Here is a 19,756-nt window from a genome sequence, read left to right as displayed (position 1 = left end):
AGAGGGGTTCTGCGTCGTGGTTCCCGTGTGATGATGGAGGCCGTCTCTCCACCCGCCATCGAGCTCGTCGGGATCTCCAAGCGCTTCGGCCCGGTCGCTGCCAACAGGGACGTGTCCCTCTCGGTCGCGGCCAGCTCGATCCACGGCATCGTCGGCGAGAACGGCGCCGGCAAATCGACGCTGATGTCGATTCTCTACGGCTTCTACGAGGCCGATGACGGCGAAATCAGGATCGCCGGCACGCCGCGCCGCATCCGTTCCTCGGCGGATGCGATCGCGGCCGGGATCGGCATGGTCCACCAGCACTTCATGCTGGTTGAGACGCTGAGCGTGGTCGAAAACGTGGTGCTCGGCGCCGAAGGCGGCACCTTCCTCACGGGCGGACTCTCGCAGGCGCGGACGGCGCTGGCCAGGCTCTCGCAGGACTATGGCCTCGTCATCGATCCCGATGCGATCGTCGGCGAGCTTTCGGTCGGCCTGCAGCAACGCGTCGAGATTTTGAAAGCTCTCTATCGCGGTGCGGAGATCCTCATCCTCGACGAGCCGACGGCGGTCCTGACGCCCGCCGAAGCCGATCAGCTCTTCGCCCTGCTCCGGGCCCTGAAGGCGCAGGGCAAGACCGTCATCCTGATCACCCACAAGCTGCGCGAGATCATGGATGTCACCGACAGGGTTTCGGTGATGCGCCGTGGCGAGATGGTTGCTCATGTCGCCACTGCCGAGACCTCGCCGCCGCAACTCGCCGAGGCGATGGTCGGCCGGCGCGTGCTGCTGCGGGTGGAGAAGCCGCCGCGCGAGCGCGGTGCGCCCGTCCTGGAGGCGGTCGGCCTGTCCTGCCGTGATGCGCGCGGGGCTGACACGCTTCGGGACGTTGGCTTGACCCTCCATGCCGGCGAGATCGTCGGCATCGCCGGTGTCGCCGGAAACGGCCAGAGCGAACTCCTTGAAGTGCTGGCCGGGCTGATCCAGCCGACGCGCGGTGTCATCCGCCTCGGCGGCGAGATCCTGTCGGGCACCGATCGCCATCCGGCGCGGCTGCGTGAACTCGGGCTGATGCATATCCCCGAGGATCGCCATCGCAGCGGGCTCGTCACCGCCTTCTCGGCTGCCGAGAACGCGATCCTCGGCTATCAGCATGATCCCGCCTTCGGTCCCGGCCCGCTCCTGTCGCCCGCCCGGATCGAGGCCCATGCCCGCGATGCATTCACCGCTTATGACGTGCGCCCGCCCGATCCGGCGCTGAAGACGTCGAAGTTCTCCGGCGGCAACCAGCAGAAGATCGTCCTCGCTCGCGAGATTGAGCGGCATCCCAAGGTTCTGCTGGTCGGGCAGCCGACGCGGGGCGTGGATATCGGCGCGATCGAGTTCATCCATCGTCGTCTGATCGAACTGCGCGATCGGGGCGTCGCGATCCTGCTGGTATCGGTCGAACTCGAGGAGGTGATGGCGCTTTCCGACCGAATCATCGCCATGTGCGGCGGCCGGATCACCGGCGAGCGGGCCGGGTCCGGTGCTGATGAGCGCGAACTGGGCCTGCTGATGGCTGGCGTCGAGGAGGCCGCATGATGGAACAGAGGCTGACATTGGTGACGCTCGGCGTCGCCGATCTGGAGCGCTCGCGGCGATTCTATGGCTCCCTGGGTTGGCGCGAGATCGAGCCGCGGCAGGGCAGCGTCGCCTTCTTCCAGCTGAATGGCATCGGCCTGTCGCTGTTTCCGCGGGCCGAGTTGGCGAATGACGCGCAGGTGGCCGACGGACCGACCGGCTTCTCCGGCATCACCCTTGCCCACAACTTGCGCAGCGAGCACGAGGTCGATGCGCTGTTCGCGGAAATGGTTGCGGCGGGAGCTACGGCAGTGAAGACGCCCCGGAAAGTGTTCTGGGGCGGCTATTCCGGATATGTCGCCGATCCCGACGGCCATCTCTGGGAACTCGCCCACAATCCCTTCTTTCCGCTCGACTCCGCTGGCAACGTGACGCTCGCTGGATGACCGCGGCCCCGCTCGACCTGCCGCGCTGGGCCGATGTCGCGCTGGTGCCGCTGGTATCGGTCGCTGCCGCGCTGCTCGTGGCCGGGCTCGTCGTGCTCGGCATCGGCGAGAACCCGCTGGAGGCGACGACGCTGCTGTTGCGCGGCGCGCTGGGCAGCGCTGAGGGCATCGGCTTCACGCTGTATTACACGACGAATTTCATTTTTACGGGGCTTGCCGTTGCGGTCGCCTTCCATGCCGGGCTGTTCAACATCGGCGGCGAGGGGCAGGCGACAATAGCCGGCGTCGCGATGGCCGTTGCTTGCCTCGGCCTCTCCTGGGCGCCGGGCATCCTCGCGGTCCCGCTCGCTGTCCTGGCTGCGGCGGCGGGCGGCGCGTTCTGGGCCTTCATCCCGGGCTGGCTCCAGGCGAAGCGCGGCAGCCATGTCGTGATCACCACGATCATGCTGAATTTCGTCGCGGCGACGCTGATCGTCTACCTCCTGCGCGAGGTGATCGGGAAACCCGGCTCGATGCAGCCGGAGACGCCGGATTTTCCGGCCCAGGCCGTGCTGACGCCGATGCACCAGCTTCTCGCTCCGCTCGGGCTGAGCCTCCCTTCGACCCCGCTCAACAGCGCCTTCCTGCTGGCGTTGATGGCGCTCTTCGCCGTCTGGCTGCTGATCTACCGCTCGCGGCTCGGCTACGCGATCCGCACCGTCGGAGCCAATCCGCGCGCCGCTGCCTATGCCGGCATCTCGCCGGCTGCCGTCACGATGGTCGCGATGGCGATCTCGGGCGCGCTCGCCGGCGGCCTCGCGGTCAATGAGGCGCTCGGCGTGCAGCATCGGCTGGTGCTTGATTTCACCGCCGGCTACGGCTTCGTCGGCATCGCCGTCGCCTTGATGGGGCGCGGCCACCCCGTGGGCGTCGCGCTCGCGGCCCTGCTCTTCGGCGTCCTCTACCAGGGCGGGGCGGAACTCTCCTTCGACAAGCCGGCCATCACCCGCGACATGGTGGTGGTGATCGGCGGCGTGCTCATCCTCTTCGCGGGAGCGCTCGACGGGCTCTTTCGCCGGCTGGTTGCGGGTGTGCTGCGCATCTGCCGGGGTGCCGTCTGATGGATTGGCTCCAGACGCTCGCCGTCGTGCTCGATTCGACGATCCGGTTGTCGATCCCGCTGATCTGCGCGGCGATGGCTGGTCTGTGGTCGGAGCGGGCCGGCGTCGTCGATATCGGCCTCGAGGGCAAGATGCTGATCGGGGCCTTCGCCTCGGCCGTCGCGGCCTTCGTCACCGGCTCGGCCTGGATAGGTCTTGGCGCCGCTATCCTCGCGGCAGTGGCGCTGGCGCTGGTCCACGGCTTCGCCGCCATCACCTGGCGCGGCAACCAGATCGTCTCCGGCGTCGCCATCAACATGCTGGCTGCGGGTCTCACGGTTGTCCTCGGCAATGCCTGGTACGGGCAGGGCGGGCGCACGCCCTCGCTGGAGGGGGCCGCACGCTTCGGCGAGCTGACGCTGCCCTTCGCGCCCTGGGCGCGGGAGCACGTCCCGATTCTCGGCCAGCTCTATGACGAGGTCGTCTCGGGCCATGCCGCGCCGGCCTATCTTGCCTTCGCCTGCGTTCTCGTGACGGCCTTCGTGCTGGGCCGGACGCGCTTTGGCCTGCGCATCCGTGCCGTCGGCGAGAATCCGGCTGCGGTCGATACCGCCGGTATCTCCGTTGCCGGTCTGCGCTATGGCGCGGTCGCGATCTGCGGCGTACTCTGCGGCATCGGCGGCACCTATCTCGCCGTCGCGCAATCGGCCGGCTTCCTGCCGCATATGACGGCCGGGCGCGGCTTCATCGCGCTTGCCGCCGTCATCTTCGCGAATTGGCGGCCCTGGCCGGCGCTTGGCGCCTGCTTGCTCTTCGGCGTGCTCGACGCGGTCGCGATAAGGCTTCAGGGCGTGACATTGCCGGGTATCGGCCTCGTGCCGGTGGAAGCGATCCAGGCATTGCCCTATCTGATGACCATCGTCCTGCTCGCGGGCTTCATCGGCAAGGCGACGCCGCCCAAGGCCTCCGGCCTGCCCTATGTCAAGGAACGCTGATTTGCCGGCCGCGCCCGATTTCGACACGCTCTTTGCCGCGGCCGCGGCGATCCAGCCGCGCGCCTATGCGCCCTATTCGCGCTTCAAGGTGGGTTCCGCGCTCCTCGGCGATGACGGCGCCGTGTATGCCGGCTGCAATGTCGAGAATGCCGCCTATCCGGTCGGCACCTGCGCAGAGGCCGGCGCCATCTCCGCGATGGTCGCCGGGGGTGGGCAGGCGATCCGCGCAATCCTCGTCTTCGGCGACGGCGCCGAACTCGTGACGCCTTGCGGTGCCTGCCGCCAGCGCATCCGCGAATTCGCCGCGCCCGAAACGCCGGTGGCGATCGCGGGGCCCGAAGGCATCCGCGCGCGTTTCACCCTGGCGGAGCTGTTGCCAGCCTCCTTCGGACCGGCCAATTTGCCGCGGTGATTTGCGACGGCTGCTGCGGTGGCCGGGGAGAGGGACTGATGGCGGCCGATCCGGTGTTCGATGAGGCGGCATCCGTGCTGGCCGAGCGTGGCGTAGACACGATCGATTGCGCGCTTGTGCTGGGCACCGGCCTCGGCTCCATCGCCGAGGATGTGCAGGATGCAGTGCGGATCCCTTATGCCGAATTGCCCGGCTTTCCGCGCGGCGAGGTGTCCGGTCACGCCCGCCAGCTTTGCTACGGCACGCTGCATGGCCGCAAGGTTCTGATCTACCAGGGCCGCGCCCACTATTACGAGGGCGGCGATCCGGCCGTCATGCGTGTTCCGCTCGGTGTTCTCACGGCCTTCGGCTCGCCACCGCTGATCCTGACCAATGCGGCGGGATCGCTGTCCCCCGCCATGCGGCCGGGCAGCCTCGCCCTCATCACCGACCATATCAATCTCAATGGGCCCAATCCGCTGGTCGGCGACAAGGGCGACGGCCGTTTCGTCCCGATGGTCGATGCCTATGACCCGCATCTGCGCGGCCGGCTGAAGCGGGCTGCGCAGAAGGTGGCGCTGCCGCTCGGCGAGGGCGTGTACATGTGGTTCTCCGGTCCGAGCTTCGAGACGCCGGCAGAGATCCGCATGGCGAAGACGCTCGGCGCCGATCTCGTCGGCATGTCGACGGTGCCGGAGGTCATCCTGGCGCGGCGCCACGACATCCGCGTCGCCGGGCTCTCCATCGTCACCAATATGGGCGCCGGCCTGCAGGGCGGCGCGCCGCACCATGCAGAGACGCGCGATGTCGCGGCTGTGGCGGCCGGCGCGCTGCGGCGCCTGCTGCGCGCCTTCCTTTCGGAGCTCTGAGCCATGTCGGACGCGGATATCGCCAGGCGCGCGCTCGCGCTGCTCGATCTGACCGATCTCGCCGACGAGGCGACCGCCGACGGCGCGCGCGACCTGTGCCGGCGCGCCGTCTCCGGCCCCGTGCCGGTCGCCGCCGTCTGCCTCTGGCCGCGCTTCGTCGCCGTGGCACGCCAGGCGCTCGGCGACAGCCCGGTGCGCATCGCGACGGTGGTGAACTTCCCGGAGGGCGACACCCCGATCGCGCCCGCCATCCGCGAGACCGAGGAGGCGCTCGAGGCTGGCGCCGACGAGATCGACCTCGTCCTGCCCTGGCGCGCCGTGCTGGCCGGGCAACTCGCCACAGCGGCCGCCATGGTCCGCAACGTCAAGATGCGCTGTGGCGACAAGCTGCTGAAGGTCATCCTCGAATCCGGCGAATATCCCGATCTCGACAAGGTCAGGGTCGCGTCCGAGCTCGCGATCGCGGGCGGCGCCGATTTCATCAAGACCTCGACGGGCAAGACCGCGCGCTCGGCCAGCATTCCGGCGGCGCGCGCCATGCTCGGCGTGATCGGCATGACAGCACGCCCGATCGGGCTCAAGCCCTCGGGCGGGATCCGAACTCTGGCGGATGCCAAGAGCTACCTTGCTCTCGCCGACGCGATGATGGGCCCGGACTGGGCGACGCCCGCGACTTTCCGTTTCGGTGCGAGCGGTCTCTACACCGCGCTCGTCGAGGAAATCGGCGGCGCTGCGCCCGGAGTGCCGCCGCGTGGGAGCTACTGAATGCGCCTGACCCAGGAGATCATCGCCGCCAAGCGCGACGGTGCCGAGCTGCCCGATGCGGATATTCGCCAGATCATCGCCGGTTTGACCGATGGCTCGGTGAGCGAAGGACAGGCGGCCGCCTTCGCCATGGCGGTCTATTTCAACGGCATGAACGAGAAGGAGCGCGTCGCGCTCACCCTCGCCATGCGCGATTCCGGAACCGTGCTGCGCTGGGATGATCTGCCCGGCCCCGCCCTCGACAAGCACTCGACCGGCGGCGTCGGCGATACGGTGAGCCTGCCTTTGGCGGCTGCGGTGGCGGCCTGCGGCGGCTACGTCCCTATGATTTCCGGTCGCGGCCTCGGCCATACCGGCGGCACGCTCGACAAGCTGGATGCCGTGCCGGGCTATGTCACCCAGCCGTGCATCAATCTGTTCCGCAAGGTCGTGCGGGAGGTCGGCTGCGCCATCATCGGCCAGACCGCCGATCTCGCCCCGGCTGACAAGCGGCTCTATGCCATCCGGGACGTGACGGCGACGGTCGAAACGATTCCGCTGCTGGTCTCCTCGATCCTGTCGAAAAAGCTCGCCGCCGGACTGCACGGCCTCGCCATGGATGTGAAGTTCGGTTCCGGTGCTTTCCTGCCCGACTACGCCAAGGCACAGGCGCTGGCGCAGGCTCTCGTCGCCGTCGCCAACGATTCCGGGCTGCCGACACACGCGCTCTTGACCGATATGGACGAGCCGCTCGCCTCGGTCGCCGGCAATGCGCTCGAGGTCGCCTATGCGCTCGACCATCTGACCGGCCGCCGCCGCGAGGCGCGCTTCCATGAGGTCACGGTCGCGCTGGGCGCCGAGATGTTGCTCCTGGGCAGGCTCGCCGCCGATCTCGATGCCGCGCGCGAAAAGATCGAGAATGCCTTCGCCTCGGGTGCGGCGGCCGAGCGCTTCGCGCGGATGGTGGCGGCGCTCGGAGGACCGACGGACTTGCTGGAAAAGCCGGCAAATCATCTCGCCTTTGCGCCGATCGTGAAGCCGGTCTTCGCCGAAACGGCGGGGTCGGTCGTCGCGGTCGACACGCGTGCGGTCGGGCTTGCGGTCGTCACGCTCGGTGGCGGCCGCGTCCGCCCGCAGGACCCGATCGACCATGCCGTCGGCATCGTCGAACTGGCTGGCATTGGAGCCGAGATTGGCGCGGAGCGTCCGCTCGGGATCATCCACGCGCGCGACGAGGCGCAGTTCGCCGCGGCGAGTGCGCGCTTGCGCAAGGCCTATTGGATCGGTGAGGGTGCGGCGCGCGGCCGGCTCGTCGCGGAACGGATCACGGAGAGGGTGTCGGCATGAGTTTGCTTCTGGCCATGACGGGCTGGCATGTCGAGGACTGGCGCGCCAGGTTCCAGGCGCTGCTGCCGGAGATGCCGATCGTGGTTCTCGGCGAGCCCTTCGACCGCCGCGCCGTCCATTATGTCGCGAGCTGGAAGCACCCGGCCGGCAGCCTGACCGGTCTGCCCAATCTCGCCGCCATCTTCTCGCTTGGCGCCGGCGTCGATTTCCTCTTCGCCGACGACAAGCTGCCGGCGGTGCCGATCGCCCGCGTCGTCGATCCCGATCTGACCACGCGGATGAGCGAGTACGTCGTGCTGCACTGCCTGATGTATCTGCGCCAGCAGCACCGCTACCTCAGCCAGCAGCGCGAAAGGCTCTGGGAGGACGATCGCAACCAGCCAGCGGCCCGCTCGGTTCGCGTCGGCATCATGGGGCTGGGCGAACTCGGATTGGATGCCGCCGCCAAGCTCAAGGTCATCGGCTTTGACGTCGCCGGCTGGAGCCGCTCGCCGAAGAGCATCGAGGGGCTGCGCACCTTCTCGGGTGAGGAGGGCATGAAGGAGTTCCTGGCGCGGACGGACATCCTCGTCTGCCTCGTGCCGCTCACGCCGGAGACGCGCGGCATCATCAACGCCGGGCTGATCGCAGGGCTGGCGCAGGATGGTCGCCTCGGAGGTCCGTTCGTGATCAATGCCGGCCGCGGTGGCTTGCAGGTGGAAGAGGATATCCTGGCGGCGCTCGAAGCCAGCACGCTGAAAGGCGCGACGCTCGATGTCTTCGAGACCGAGCCGCTGCCGACCGCCTCGCCGCTCTGGACCCATCCGGGCGTGACGATCACGCCGCATAACGCGGCGATGTCGGAGCCTGAAGCGATCGCTTCGCTGATCACGGCGCAGATCAGGCGCCTGGAAGCCGGCGAGCCCCTGCAGCATGTGGTCGATCCGGCCAGGGGGTACTAAAGGATCGGCCGCTTCTGTGGCTGTTCAGCTCCAGTCCTCATGCTGAGTGCCGCGAGAGCGGCGTCTCGAAGGATGGTTCGAGCGTACACTGGAACACCCTTCGAGACACAGGCTTCGCCTGTTCCCCAGGATGAGGGCTGGCGAGTTCAAATGCCCCGTCACCGAACGGTCGCCGCGCTGTCGTCGGGTCGCAATCCGGGCGGGCGAAGCGGGTTGGTCATTTCCAGCCCGGAGAATTTCATGCGCTTGTCGCTCGCCTTTGCCCTGCTCCTGTCCTCGACCATTCTCGCCGGGGCCCAGGACGCCCAGAAGGAGTTTCCGTCGAAGCTCGTCGGTCACGCCCTGCTGCCGGCGAACACGATCATCCCGGCTCCTGCCGATGCGCCGGCCGATCTTAAGGTGTCCGGCAAGTTCGTAACCCCGGGCAAGCGTGTCGAAACCGTCGGTTCGGTGATGGGCACCTCGGGCGGCCGCCCGACAGGTCTTTCCACGCCATTCGCCGGCCAGCCCGTGCAGGGCTTCTCCGGCATCCGCTCGCTCGGCAATGGCGAGTTCCTCGTCCTGACCGACAACGGCTTCGGCTCCAAGGTCAATTCGCCCGACGCGATGCTGTTCTTCCATCGTCTCAAGGCCGATTTCGACAAGGGCGCGATCGAGCGTCTCTCGACCATCTTCCTGCACGACCCCGACAAGAAGGTGCCGTTTCGCATCGTTCATGAGGGCACCGAGAAGCGCTATCTGACCGGCGCCGATTTCGATCCCGAGTCGATCCAGCCGATCGGCGGCAAGTACTGGATCGGCGAGGAGTTCGGCCCCTACCTCATCCGCGTCGATGCCAACGGCAAGGTCGAGGCGGTGTTCGAGACCACGGTCGATGGCAAGCCGGCCCGCTCGCCGGACCATTACGCCGTGACGACGCCCGGCGCACCGAACCAGTCCGTCGAATTCAATGTCCGCCGCTCCAAGGGCTATGAGGGCATGGCGCAGTCTCCCGACGGGCGCTTCCTCTACCCGCTGCTGGAGGGGCCGCTCTGGAACGCCGAGACCAAGGGCAATGAAGAGGTCGACGGCAAGGAAGTGCTGCGCATCCTCGAATTCGATGTCGCCAACGAGAAGTGGACCGGCCGCTCCTGGTACTTCCCGCTGGAGCAGAAGGGCCTCGCCATCGGCGACTTCAACATGATCGACGCGACGACGGCGCTGATCATCGAGCGCGACAACGGCGAAGGCACTGCCGACAAGGCCTGTGCCGCCGGACAGAAGGGCCCGGACTGCTTCCACGACCTCGCCAAATTCAAGCGCATCGTGAAGATCGAGATGACCGACGCCAATGTCGGCAAGCCCGTGCGCAGGATCGGCTTCATCGACCTGATGAAGATCGCCGACCCCGACAAGAAGGCGAAGCAGGGCGCCATCGACGGCGTGCTGCCTTTCCCGTTCTTCACCATCGAGAACGTCGACGTCGTCGATCTTGCCAAGGGCATCATCGTCGTCGGCAACGACAACAACCTGCCGTTCTCGTCCTCGCGTGATCCCAAGAAGGCGGATGACAACGAACTCGTCCTGCTCTCGGTGAAGGAACTGCTCGACGCGAAGTGAGAACGCCCGCATCGCTGGCTCGGTTGGGCGCAGCGATGCGGCTCATGTCGTCTTGCCCGGCGGTCGGATTCGATCGGCCGCCGGGCGTTCCTACTCTGTTCTTGAGCTATTGCTGACCTGAGCGTATAATAAAAATGACCAAGCGCCTCATGCGCGAGGCGTAGTGGTTGGATGATCGTCACCGATGGAGGTGATCATGTTGACCGCGAATACAAACGTCAGGCGACCGCAGGACTGGTGTAATCTGATCCTGGCCGGGCTGCTGTTCTTCTCCCCATGGTACATGGGCTTCGTCGGCGACTTCGTGCCGACGCGCAATGCCTGGATCGTCAGCGTGGCTCTCGCCGTGATTGCGGTCGCTGCGCTTTCGGCTTTCGCCGAATGGGAGGAATGGCTGAATCTCGCGCTCGGACTCTGGCTGGTGGCCTCGCCCTGGATGCTGGGCTTCACCGGTAACCTCCGCGCCTTCTGGCCTCACATGATCGTCGGCCTGCTGACTGCGGCGATCTCGGGCTGGGCAGTCTGGGATTATCGGCACGAGCCGCACGCGACGGCGTAGGGAGCTTCGCGCTCCCCGCCGCTCCAGAATCGACCCGGCGCGATCTAGCTGCGTAGCGCGCCGGGGCCGGCCACCGCGGCCGGCGGGCATTTGCCCGAGATGATCATGCCCAGCACCTCGTCCTGGGTGACGTCGGCAGTGCGCGCCGTGCCGACGACCTTGCCATTCTTCATCACCGTGACGCGGTCGGCGAGATCGAAGACGTCGTGCAGGTCATGGCTGATCAGGAAGATGCCGATGCCCTGCTTCTTGAGCTGGAGGATCAGCTCCGCCACCTGCTTCGTCTCGGCCGGGCCGAGGGCCGCCGTGGGCTCGTCCATGATCAGCACGCGGGCGTTGAAATAGATGGCGCGCGCGATCGCGACCGACTGGCGCTGGCCGCCCGAGAGCGCCTTCACCGGCTCCTTGAAGCGACGGAAATGCGGGTTGAGCCGACCCATCACCTTGCGAGTCTCGGCCTCCATCGTCGCATCGTCGAGCGTGCCCCAGCCGGAGAGTAGCTCGCGACCGAGGAAGATGTTGGCGGCGGCATCGACGTTATCGGCAAGCGCGAGCGTCTGATAGATCGTCTCGATGCCCTGCTGCTTGGCGTCACGCGGGCTCGTGATCGCCGCTTCATCGCCATTCACGCGGATCGTGCCGGCATCGGCCCGGTAGGCGCCCGACAGAATCTTGATCAGCGTCGACTTGCCGGCGCCGTTATGGCCGAGCAGGCCGACGACCTCGCCCGGCATCAGGTCGACGCTCGCACCATCGACGGCCTTGATGCCGCCGAAGGCGATCGAGATGTCGCGCATCTCGATCAGCGGCGTGCCCTGGCCCGGATGGGTGTCGGCGAGACCAGCCGATTCCGTGATGCTCATCGCTCCTCCTCAGCTCAGCCGCTTGCGGTAGACCCCGTCGAGCCAGACCGCGAGGACGAGGACGATGCCGACGACGATGTTCTGTAGCGGCGCGTCGACGCCGATCAGCACCATGCCGGACTGCAGCGACTGCATCACCAGCGCGCCGAGCATGGCGCCGACGATGGTGCCGACGCCGCCGGCAAGCGAGGTGCCCCCAATGACAGCGGCAGCGATGACATAGAGCTCGTCGAGCGTGCCGGCGGCGTTGGTCGAGGCGTTCAGGCGCGCCGTCGAGATGCAGGCGGAGATGCCGACGAGCACGCCCATCAACCCGAAGACCAGCATCAGCACCTTGCGCGTGTTCACGCCGGAGAGCTGCGCGGCCTCGGGGTTGCCGCCGATGGCGAAGACATAGCGGCCGAAGCGCAGGCGGTTGGCGATGAAGGTGATGATGACGCCGACCGCGAGCGCGATCAGCACGGGAACGGCGAGCCCGTGGCCGATGGTCAGGCCGCCCTCAGGCCATATGCCGCCTTTCGCCTCGGTGACGCGCCGGGCGATGCCGGCGGGCAGCGCATAGGCGTTCGCCACCATCACCATCGCCAGAACCGTGGCGCAGCCGAGCCCGGCGATCGTGATCTCGGCCCAGAGCGGGCGCAGCAGGAAGCCGAAGCGCTTGCGCCGGCGCCGGATCAGCGCCGCGCCGATCGAGATCGCGGCGCAGAGCGCGATGCCGATCGCCCAGGAGGCGCTTGTGCCGATCGCGCCCTCGACGCCGCCGCCGAGCGGGCGGAAGCGCGAATCCATCGGCGCGATGGTCTGGCCCTGCGTCACCCACCAGGCCGCGCCGCGCCAGATCAGGAGGCCGCCGAGCGTGACGATGAAGGAGGGGATGGCGAGATAGGCGATCAGCGCGCCCTGCAGCAGCCCGACGAACCCGCCCAGCGCCATCGCGAGCAGCAGGCTGACGACCCAGGTCAGCGGGTGCTCGAAGCCCCAGATCTCGGGCAGGAGCCGGACCTGCACGAGCCCGACCACCATGCCGACGAAGCCGAGCATCGAGCCGACGGAGAGGTCGATGTTGCGGGTGACGATGACCAGCACCATGCCGCAGGCCATAATCGCGATCGAGGCGGTCTGGACCAGCAGATTCCAGAGATTGCGCGGCGTCAGGAAGGCGCCGTCCGACAGCCAGTTGAAGCCGAGCCAGATCACCGCGAGCGCGGCGACCATGCCGATCATGCGCGGATCGAACTCGATCTCGCGCAGACGATCGGCAAGGCTGCGCTCATCCTGCGCCGGGTTGGCCGGCGCGGGTGCCACGTCAGAGCCGGACGATGTCAGATGGGATCGCATAGCGACCCCATCTGACATCTGAATCCATCTCTCACCAAAAAACTGGAGCAGGCTTCTCGCGGAAAACCGGTTCCCACTCTTTCGCAGCCTGCTCTAGTCACAGGCCTTGACCTTGCCGGACGCGACGCCCTGGCAAACCGCCGATTTCGGTGCCCAGCCGGCCTCGATCACGACGGCGAGGTTGTCCTTCGTCACCGGCACGGGCTTGAGGAAGAGCGCCGTCATCTTCTGCTTGGACGGGCCCTGGTCCCAGGCAGCCGAACCCGGAATCTCGGAGAGCTTGGCGCCACCTGCGAGCTTCAGTGCAATCTCGGCGGCGTTGCGTCCGAGTTCGCGCGCATCCTTCCAGATCGTCACGGTCTGGGTACCCAGCGCCACGCGGTTGAGCGCCGCGCGGTCGGCATCCTGGCCGGAGACAGGCACGGAGCCGGAGAGCCCCTGTGCATCCATCGCCGCAATGGCACCGCCCGCGGTGCCGTCATTGGCGGCGATGACGGCATCGACCTTGTTCTGGTTGCGCGTCAGGATCTGCTCCATGTTGCGCTGGGCGTTGGCCGGCAGCCAGCCATCGGTGAAGGCTTCGCCGACATTCTTGATCTTGCCGCCGTCGATCGCCGGCTTCAGCACCTCGATCGAGCCCTGATAGAGGAAATTGGCGTTCGGGTCGGAGCTCGAGCCCTTGATGAAGACGTAATTGCCCGCCGGCTTCGCCTTCTGGATCTCGCGCGCCATCATCCGGCCGACCTCGACATTGTCGAAGGTCAGATAGAAGGCCTGCGGGATCTCGATCAGGCGGTCATAACCGACGACGCCGATGCCCTCGTTGACCGCCTTCTCGACGGCGGGACGAATGGCCTGCGCGTCCTGCGCCAGCACGATGATCGCCTTGGCGCCGCGCGCGATCAGGCTCTCGACATCGGTGAGCTGCTTGGCCGGCGATGACTGCGCATCGGCGGAAAGATAGGTGCCGCCGGCCTTCTCGACCGCCGCCTTGATCGCGGCCTCGTCGGTCTTCCAGCGCTCTTCCTGGAAATTCGACCAGCTGACCCCGATGACCGGGCCTTTCGATTGCCCGAAGGCGCTTGCGTGAACGGATAGGGCGGCAACGGCGATGCTCGCCGCGAGGACGAAACGCTTCATCACACTGACCTCCTGAGCTTCCTCTGCCGCAGACTCTCAGGCTTCTCCGAGCCCCCAAGGCGTCCGGCGCACGAAGCTCAGCCTAGCCGCCGGAGACTGTCAAGCAGGCGAAGGGACGGCTCGGGCAGCGTCAGACGACGCGCTTGTCGGGAGAGTCGCAGAGGTCGTTCTGGATGCAGCGCCCGCATTCTGGCCTCAGCGCCTTGCAGGTGTAGCGCCCATGCAGGATCAGCCAGTGATGGGCATGGCGGCCGAACTCCTCCGGGATCGCCTTCTCCAGCCCGAGCTCGACCTGCAAGACGTTCTTGCCCGGCGCGATCCTGAGCCGGTTCGAGACGCGGAAGACATGGGTGTCGACCGCATGGGTGATCTCGCCGAAGGCGATGTTGAGCACGACATTCGCGGTCTTGCGGCCGACGCCCGGCAGGCTTTCCAGCGCCTCGCGCGTGGTCGGCACCTGCCCGCCGAACTCCGCGATCAGCTTCTCGCAGAGCGCGATCACGTTCCTTGCCTTGGTGCGGAAGAGGCCGATCGTCTTGATGTAGTCGCGCACCTTGTCCTCGCCGAGCGCCAGCATCTTCTCCGGCGTGTCGGCGATGGCGAAGAGCGGGCGCGTCGCCTTGTTGACGCCGGCGTCGGTCGCCTGCGCCGAGAGCACGACGGCAACCAGCAGCGTGAAGGCGTTCACGGATTCCAGCTCGCCTTTCGGCTCGGGATTGGCGGCTTGGAAACGCGCGAAGATCTCGCGGATTTCGGCCGGCTTGCGGGCGCGCGGCAACGTGATGCGCTTGACGGGGGCGCGGGGGCGGGCGGGCCTGTTCTGCGGGTCCATGACGGCGTTATAATGCCGCCATGGACCCCGGCAAGAGCCCTGCCAGCGAGATTCCTGCCAGCGGCAGCACCGACGCCATGAGGCGCCCGGTCTTCGACGCGACGATCACGCCGCATCGCTCGCTCGGCCAGAACGGCTTTCGCATCGTGATGACGCTGGTCTGCCTGGCGAGCCTGATCTCCTCGATTCCCTTCGTCGTGCTCGGCGCCTGGCCGGTGGCCGGCTTCTTCGGCCTCGACGTGCTCGCGCTATTCGTCGCCTTCCACGTCAATTTCCGGCATGCGCGTGCCTTCGAGCGCATCGTGGTGACGCCGCTGGAGGTCTTGCTGCGCAAGGTCTCGCATCACGGCCGCGAGGCGATCTGGCGCTCCAACCCCGCCTGGACGCGGCTCGAACGTCAGACCGATGAGGATTACGGCCTGCTCGGCCTCACGCTGGTCTCGCGGGGCCGGAGCGTCGCGGTCGCCACCGCGCTCTCGCCGCGGGAGCGCGCCGGCTTCGCGGATGCGTTGGGAAAGGCGCTGGCGAGCGCCCGGCGCGGCCCCGATTATGGCGCATCCTGAGACGATCAGCCCCTGCGGGCGAGCCAGATCGTGCGGCCGCCGCAGCTTGCATCCTCGACGACATGCGCGACCACGGAGAAGCCGTTCTCCGCCAGAAGCGCGCGATACTCCTCCGGCGCCAGGCTGCCGTGATAGAGCGGCTCGCCTTCGAAGGAGCCGATCGCTTCGCCATGCGAAGGTCCGCTGGTGAACATCAGCGCTGCGGTCGCGGTGGCGTGATCGGCAAAGACCGGGAACATCGCCCGCTGGTCCTCCGGCGTCAGGTGGAAGAAGCTGTCCCAGGCGACCAGCCCGTCGAAGCGGCGGCCGAGCGCAAGTCGGCGCATGTCCTGCACATGCCATTCGGCCTGCGGGAAACGCTGACGGCACAGTTCGACCAGCGCGGCGGCAGAGTCGATGCCGGTGATGGCGCGGTTCCTGCCGAGGAAGTAGCGGGCGATCGGCTCGCCCGAACCGCAGCCGATATCGAGGATGGCGGCATGCTCCGGAACAAGCGCGAGGAAACGGTCGAGCCATGCGCCTTCGAACAACGTCTTGCCGCGCAGCCGGTCGAAGGCAGCGGCGTGTCGCTCGTAGAGATCGATGATAGCGCTGGAGGCGGTCGCCATTGTCCATCCAAAATAGAGGGTCTCTCGGGCTCGGAAACTATAGCGGCTGCAAGCCGGCCCTTGTCAGCTTTCGGGTGGGAACGGCATGGTCGGCGCCCTAGATTCGCATCATGACGAATGATGCGAGGTTTCAAGCCATGAACGCTCATGCTCCGATGAAAACGGCGATGACCCCGACGCGTTTTTCCGATGCGGTGCTGGCGCGCGCTGCCGAAGCCATGCCGAGCGAGGCCGATTTCCCTGCCGTGGCGCCGGGCTCGGACTACGATACGGTCCGCCGCATCCTGGCCTTCATCACGCATAACTGGCGCGAGCAGCCGACCATCGAGGCGATCGCGGATGCGGCCGGCGCAACGCCGACCGATGTCCATCATCTCTTCCGGCGCTGGTGCGGCCTGACGCCCAAGGCCTTCCTGCAGGCGATCACGCTCGACCACGCCAAGGGCCTGCTGGCCTCCTCGGCCAGCATCCTCGACACTGCGCTTGAAGTCGGGCTTTCCGGCCCCGGCCGGCTGCACGACCTCTTCGTCACGCATGAGGCGATGTCGCCCGGCGAATGGAAGCTCGGCGGAGAGGGGCTGAAGCTCTCCTACGGCTTCCATGCCTCTCCCTTCGGTGAGGCGCTGATCGTGGTCACGGATCGCGGGCTCGCGGGGCTGGGCTGGGTCTCCAACAGCGTCGACGGCGGCAAGGTCGTCGGTGGGCGCGCCGAGGCTCTGGCCGACATGATGCGTCGCTGGCCGCATGCCGGTTATCACTACGATCCGGTGCTGACGGCACCCTATGCCGCCCGCATCTTCGAACCCAAGGCCTGGACGGCCGAGACGCCCTTGCGCGTCGTGCTGATCGGCACGGATTTCGAGGTCCGGGTCTGGGAGACTCTGCTCCGGATCCCGGTCGGCTGCGCCACGACCTATGGCGACGTCGCCAGCCATATCGGCAAGCCCAGTGCCGCGCGCGCCGTCGGCATGGCGGTGGGCAAGAACCCGATCTCCTTCGTGGTGCCCTGCCACCGCGTCATCGGCAAGTCAGGCGCCCTCACCGGCTATCACTGGGGTCTGACGCGCAAGCGCGCCATCCTCGGCTGGGAGGCGGGTCAGGCGATCACTGGCTGAGCTTGCTGCCTACATCGGAGATACATGTCCCAGAAGAGCGCGAGCGCGATCCGCCCGCGCCCTTTGCCTGCTCCGCCTAAAGCAGCCCGCGCTTCGCGAGGTGGCGCATCAGATGCGAGGCGCCGAAGGTCCAGGGCTCGCAGGCGTCGGTGCGCTTCATCCGGTTGACGAGGCTGCCGAGCTCGGGCGCGGCGATGGTGACGATGTCCCCGTATTTATGGGTGAAACCGCTGCCCGGTGCGTCGCGGTCCTTGATCGGCGCGAACATGGTGCCGAGATAGAGCGCCGCCCCGTCCGGATACTGGTGATGTGGGCCGATCATCTGTGCAGCGAGGTCGGCCGGGTCGCGGCTGATCTTGGCGATCGAGGACGAGCCATCCAGCGTGAAGCCGTCCTCGCCCTCCACCGTCAGGGTCACGGTCGTCTTGCGGATGTGATCGAGCGTGAAGCCGGCGTCGAAGAAGCGGATGAAGGGGCCGACGGCTGCCGCCGCGTTGTTGTCCTTGGCCTTGCCGAGCAGCAGGGCCGAGCGGCCCTCGACATCGCGCAGATTGACGTCGTTGCCGAGCGTGGCGCCGACGATCCGCCCGTCCGAGGCGACGATCAGGACGATTTCGGGCTCCGGGTTGTTCCAGCTCGACGCCGGATGCAGGCCGGCATCGGCACCTGTGCCGACCGTCGACATCGCCGGCGCCTTGGTGAAGATCTCGGCGTCCGGCCCGATGCCGACTTCGAGATACTGGCTCCATGCCCCCTGCTTGATCAGCACCTCCTTGAGATGCATCGCCTCGGGCGAGCCGGGCTTCAGCTTGGAAAGGTCGTCGCCGATCAGTTTTCCGATCTCCGTGCGGATCGTCGCGGCGGCGGCCGGGTTGCCGCGCGCCTTCTCCTCGATGACGCGTTCCAGCATCGAGACGGCGAAGGTGACGCCGGCCGCCTTCACCGCCTGCAGGTCGAGCGGCGAGAGCAGCCAGGGGCGCTTCGGATCGCGGCCGTCGACGGGCGTATTGGCCAGGATGTCGACGAGCGAGCCCAGAGCTTCGCCTTTCGCGGTGCGCAGCGCGGCCGCCGGATCAGCGCTCTCGCAGAGGTCGCGGCTGGTCGGGAATTCGGCTGTGATGTCGACGAGCTGTCCATCGCGCAGCGTGACCACTGCCGGGCCGCCGAGATCGGGCCGCCAGACGCGGCCGGCCAGCGCGGCGGCGCCGGCATCCTGCGGCAGGGTTGTCGAGGCGGAAAGGACGAGGCTCGTCATGATGCGGTCCGGAAAAGGCGAGGCAGGACGCGCAGATCAGCCGTTTATGCGTGAATGCGCAAGCCGGCCGCGGCCATAAGTGCCTTGCAAAAACTGTCGTCGTTTTGTCATTGAACTGTCGCCTGCGCTTCATGCTAGCTTGCGCACCAACGACAAGAACCGCGGCGGCGCCCGCCCGCGGAAGGGAGACACTCCATGAGCATCAAATCGCGCATCCTGATGTCGGTCGCCGCCTTTGCGCTCGCTGGCGCTTCGCCGGCTCTGGCGCAGACCGAGATCCAGTGGTGGCATGCCCTGACGGGCGCCAACAACGACGTGGTCGTCAAGCTCGCCGAGGACTTCAACGCCTCGCAGAAGGACTACAAGGTCGTTCCCGTCTACAAGGGCTCCTATCCCGACACGCTGAACGCCGGCATCGCCGCTTTCCGCGCTGGCCAGGCGCCGCACATCCTGCAGGTCTTCGAGGTCGGCACCGGCACGATGATGTCGGCCAAGGGCGCGATCAAGCCGGTTCATGAGGTGATGAAGGAAGCCGGCGAGAAGTTCGATCCGAACGCCTATCTCCCCGCCATCACCGGCTATTATTCGACGGCTAAGGGCGACATGCTCTCGATGCCGTTCAACTCGTCCTCGATGGTGATGTGGTACAACAAGGACGCCTTCAAGAAGGCGGGCCTCGACCCGGCGAAGCCGCCGAAGACCTGGCCCGAGACCTTCGAGGCCGCCAAGAAGCTGAAGGCCGCCGGCTACGACAAGTGCGCCGTCTCGAACGCCTGGGCGACCTGGGCCAATATCGAGCAGTTCGGCGCCTGGCATAACATCCCGCTCTCGACCAAGGTCAACGGCATGGCCGGCTTCGACGCCGTGCTGAACTTTAACAAGAGCCCGGCCTTCCTCAAGCACTGGACCAATCTGGTCGAGCTGCAGAAGGACAAGACCTACGACTACTCCGGCCGCACCAACAATGGCGAAGGCCGCTTCACCTCGGGCGAATGCCCGATCTTCCTGACCTCCTCGGGCTTCTTCGGCAACGTCAAGGCGAACGCCAAGTTCGACTGGGGCAACGCGCCGATGCCGTATTATCCCGATGTGCAGGGCGCGCCGCAGAACTCGATCATCGGCGGCGCCTCGCTGTGGGTGATGGGTGGCAAGAAGGCTGACGAATACAAGGGCGTCGCCAAGTTCTTCACCTTCCTCTCGGATGTCGAYCGTCAGGTGAAGCTGCACACCGAGTCCGGCTATCTGCCGATCACCAAGGCCGCCTATGAGAAGGTCAAGGCGTCGGGCTTCTACAAGGACAAGCCCTATCTCGAGACCCCGATCCTCGAGCTGACCAACAAGACCCCGACCGACAACTCGAAGGGCCTGCGTTACGGCAGCCTCGTCCAGATCCGTGACATCTGGTCGGAGGAGCTGGAAGCGGCGCTGAACGGCCAGAAGTCGCCGCAGGCGGCGCTGGACGCGGCGGCCGAGCGCGGCAACCAGATGCTGCGCCAGTTCGAGCGGACAGCCTCGCGCTGAGCGGAT

At 67.1% G+C, this 19,756-nt stretch carries 20 protein-coding genes; 14 read left to right on the top strand and 6 right to left on the bottom strand.

Features of this window, described 5'->3' with window-relative positions; translation table 11 throughout:
- Window positions 1–30: 30 nt before the first annotated feature.
- The 11 genes from AC1DEZ_RS17230 (at window position 31) to AC1DEZ_RS17180 (ending at window position 10,515) form a co-directional block, all read left to right on the top strand.
- Window positions 31–1,566: an ABC transporter ATP-binding protein gene (locus tag AC1DEZ_RS17230; RefSeq protein WP_476780138.1), complete on the top strand. Its 1,536-nt coding sequence runs from the start codon at window positions 31–33 to the stop codon at window positions 1,564–1,566.
- Window positions 1,563–1,991 carry a VOC family protein gene (locus AC1DEZ_RS17225; RefSeq protein WP_476780137.1) on the top strand — a complete coding sequence of 143 codons (429 nt, stop codon included), beginning with the start codon at window positions 1,563–1,565 and terminating at the stop codon, window positions 1,989–1,991. The genes AC1DEZ_RS17230 and AC1DEZ_RS17225 overlap by 4 nt, the downstream gene beginning before the upstream one ends.
- Entirely contained in the window at window positions 1,988–3,091 is a 1,104-nt protein-coding gene (locus AC1DEZ_RS17220) for an ABC transporter permease (RefSeq protein ID WP_476780136.1), read from the top strand. The genes AC1DEZ_RS17225 and AC1DEZ_RS17220 overlap by 4 nt, the downstream gene beginning before the upstream one ends.
- Window positions 3,091–4,065: an ABC transporter permease gene (locus tag AC1DEZ_RS17215; protein WP_476780135.1), complete on the top strand. Its 975-nt coding sequence runs from the start codon at window positions 3,091–3,093 to the stop codon at window positions 4,063–4,065. The genes AC1DEZ_RS17220 and AC1DEZ_RS17215 overlap by 1 nt, the downstream gene beginning before the upstream one ends.
- Window position 4,066: 1 nt before the next feature.
- Window positions 4,067–4,477 carry a cytidine deaminase gene (locus AC1DEZ_RS17210; RefSeq protein ID WP_476780134.1) on the top strand — a complete coding sequence of 137 codons (411 nt, stop codon included), beginning with the start codon at window positions 4,067–4,069 and terminating at the stop codon, window positions 4,475–4,477.
- Between the two features lie 38 nt (window positions 4,478–4,515).
- A complete protein-coding gene (locus AC1DEZ_RS17205) occupies window positions 4,516–5,325 on the top strand; it encodes a purine-nucleoside phosphorylase (RefSeq protein ID WP_441509992.1) in 810 nt (269 codons plus the stop codon).
- Between the two features lie 3 nt (window positions 5,326–5,328).
- Window positions 5,329–6,090: a deoxyribose-phosphate aldolase gene (deoC, locus tag AC1DEZ_RS17200; protein WP_476780133.1), complete on the top strand. Its 762-nt coding sequence runs from the start codon at window positions 5,329–5,331 to the stop codon at window positions 6,088–6,090.
- Window positions 6,091–7,416, top strand: a complete 1,326-nt coding sequence (gene deoA / locus AC1DEZ_RS17195) for a thymidine phosphorylase (protein WP_476780132.1) — start codon at window positions 6,091–6,093, stop codon at window positions 7,414–7,416.
- Entirely contained in the window at window positions 7,413–8,357 is a 945-nt protein-coding gene (locus AC1DEZ_RS17190; protein ID WP_476780131.1) for a 2-hydroxyacid dehydrogenase, read from the top strand. Before deoA ends, AC1DEZ_RS17190 begins: the two co-directional genes overlap by 4 nt.
- Before the next feature lie 240 nt (window positions 8,358–8,597).
- Window positions 8,598–9,956 (top strand): esterase-like activity of phytase family protein, encoded by a 1,359-nt coding sequence (locus AC1DEZ_RS17185; RefSeq protein WP_476780130.1) that lies wholly within the window; start codon window positions 8,598–8,600, stop codon window positions 9,954–9,956.
- A 196-nt stretch (window positions 9,957–10,152) separates the two neighbouring features.
- Entirely contained in the window at window positions 10,153–10,515 is a 363-nt protein-coding gene (locus tag AC1DEZ_RS17180; RefSeq protein ID WP_476780129.1) for an SPW repeat protein, read from the top strand.
- A gap of 44 nt (window positions 10,516–10,559) precedes the next feature.
- Here AC1DEZ_RS17180 and AC1DEZ_RS17175 read toward each other — a convergent pair whose 3' ends face one another.
- The 4 genes from AC1DEZ_RS17175 to nth form a co-directional block, all read right to left on the bottom strand.
- Window positions 10,560–11,378: an ATP-binding cassette domain-containing protein gene (locus tag AC1DEZ_RS17175; RefSeq protein WP_476780128.1), complete on the bottom strand. Its 819-nt coding sequence runs from the start codon at window positions 11,376–11,378 to the stop codon at window positions 10,560–10,562.
- Window positions 11,379–11,387: 9 nt separating this feature from the next.
- A complete protein-coding gene (locus AC1DEZ_RS17170; RefSeq protein WP_476780127.1) occupies window positions 11,388–12,716 on the bottom strand; it encodes a sugar ABC transporter permease in 1,329 nt (442 codons plus the stop codon).
- Between the two features lie 93 nt (window positions 12,717–12,809).
- Window positions 12,810–13,856: a D-xylose ABC transporter substrate-binding protein gene (gene xylF, locus AC1DEZ_RS17165; protein ID WP_476780126.1), complete on the bottom strand. Its 1,047-nt coding sequence runs from the start codon at window positions 13,854–13,856 to the stop codon at window positions 12,810–12,812.
- A 130-nt stretch (window positions 13,857–13,986) separates the two neighbouring features.
- Window positions 13,987–14,688 carry an endonuclease III gene (gene nth / locus AC1DEZ_RS17160; protein WP_476780125.1) on the bottom strand — a complete coding sequence of 234 codons (702 nt, stop codon included), beginning with the start codon at window positions 14,686–14,688 and terminating at the stop codon, window positions 13,987–13,989.
- Between the two features lie 20 nt (window positions 14,689–14,708).
- Here nth and AC1DEZ_RS17155 point away from each other — a divergent pair, with 20 nt between their 5' ends.
- On the top strand, window positions 14,709–15,251 hold the full coding sequence (locus tag AC1DEZ_RS17155) for a DUF2244 domain-containing protein (RefSeq protein WP_441509982.1): 543 nt from the start codon (window positions 14,709–14,711) through the stop codon (window positions 15,249–15,251).
- 5 nt (window positions 15,252–15,256) lie between these two features.
- On the opposite strand, the gene AC1DEZ_RS17150 is transcribed toward AC1DEZ_RS17155, so the two are convergent.
- On the bottom strand, window positions 15,257–15,859 hold the full coding sequence (locus AC1DEZ_RS17150) for a class I SAM-dependent DNA methyltransferase (protein ID WP_476780124.1): 603 nt from the start codon (window positions 15,857–15,859) through the stop codon (window positions 15,257–15,259).
- A gap of 218 nt (window positions 15,860–16,077) precedes the next feature.
- On the opposite strand from AC1DEZ_RS17150, the gene AC1DEZ_RS17145 reads away from it, so the two are divergent.
- Window positions 16,078–16,974 (top strand): methylated-DNA--[protein]-cysteine S-methyltransferase, encoded by an 897-nt coding sequence (locus AC1DEZ_RS17145; protein ID WP_441510117.1) that lies wholly within the window; start codon window positions 16,078–16,080, stop codon window positions 16,972–16,974.
- A gap of 76 nt (window positions 16,975–17,050) precedes the next feature.
- On the opposite strand, the gene AC1DEZ_RS17140 is transcribed toward AC1DEZ_RS17145, so the two are convergent.
- Window positions 17,051–18,229, bottom strand: coding sequence for a fumarylacetoacetate hydrolase family protein (locus AC1DEZ_RS17140; protein WP_476780123.1), 1,179 nt, complete (start codon window positions 18,227–18,229; stop codon window positions 17,051–17,053).
- A gap of 195 nt (window positions 18,230–18,424) precedes the next feature.
- Here AC1DEZ_RS17140 and ugpB point away from each other — a divergent pair, with 195 nt between their 5' ends.
- Window positions 18,425–19,750: a sn-glycerol-3-phosphate ABC transporter substrate-binding protein UgpB gene (ugpB, locus tag AC1DEZ_RS17135; RefSeq protein WP_476780122.1), complete on the top strand. Its 1,326-nt coding sequence runs from the start codon at window positions 18,425–18,427 to the stop codon at window positions 19,748–19,750.
- Window positions 19,751–19,756: the final 6 nt, after the last annotated feature.

The sequence above is a fragment of the Allobosea sp. 10L422 genome (assembly GCF_056395345.1).
Note: the sequence above shows the minus strand (reverse complement) of the source record. Positions and strands in the feature narration are given on the sequence as shown.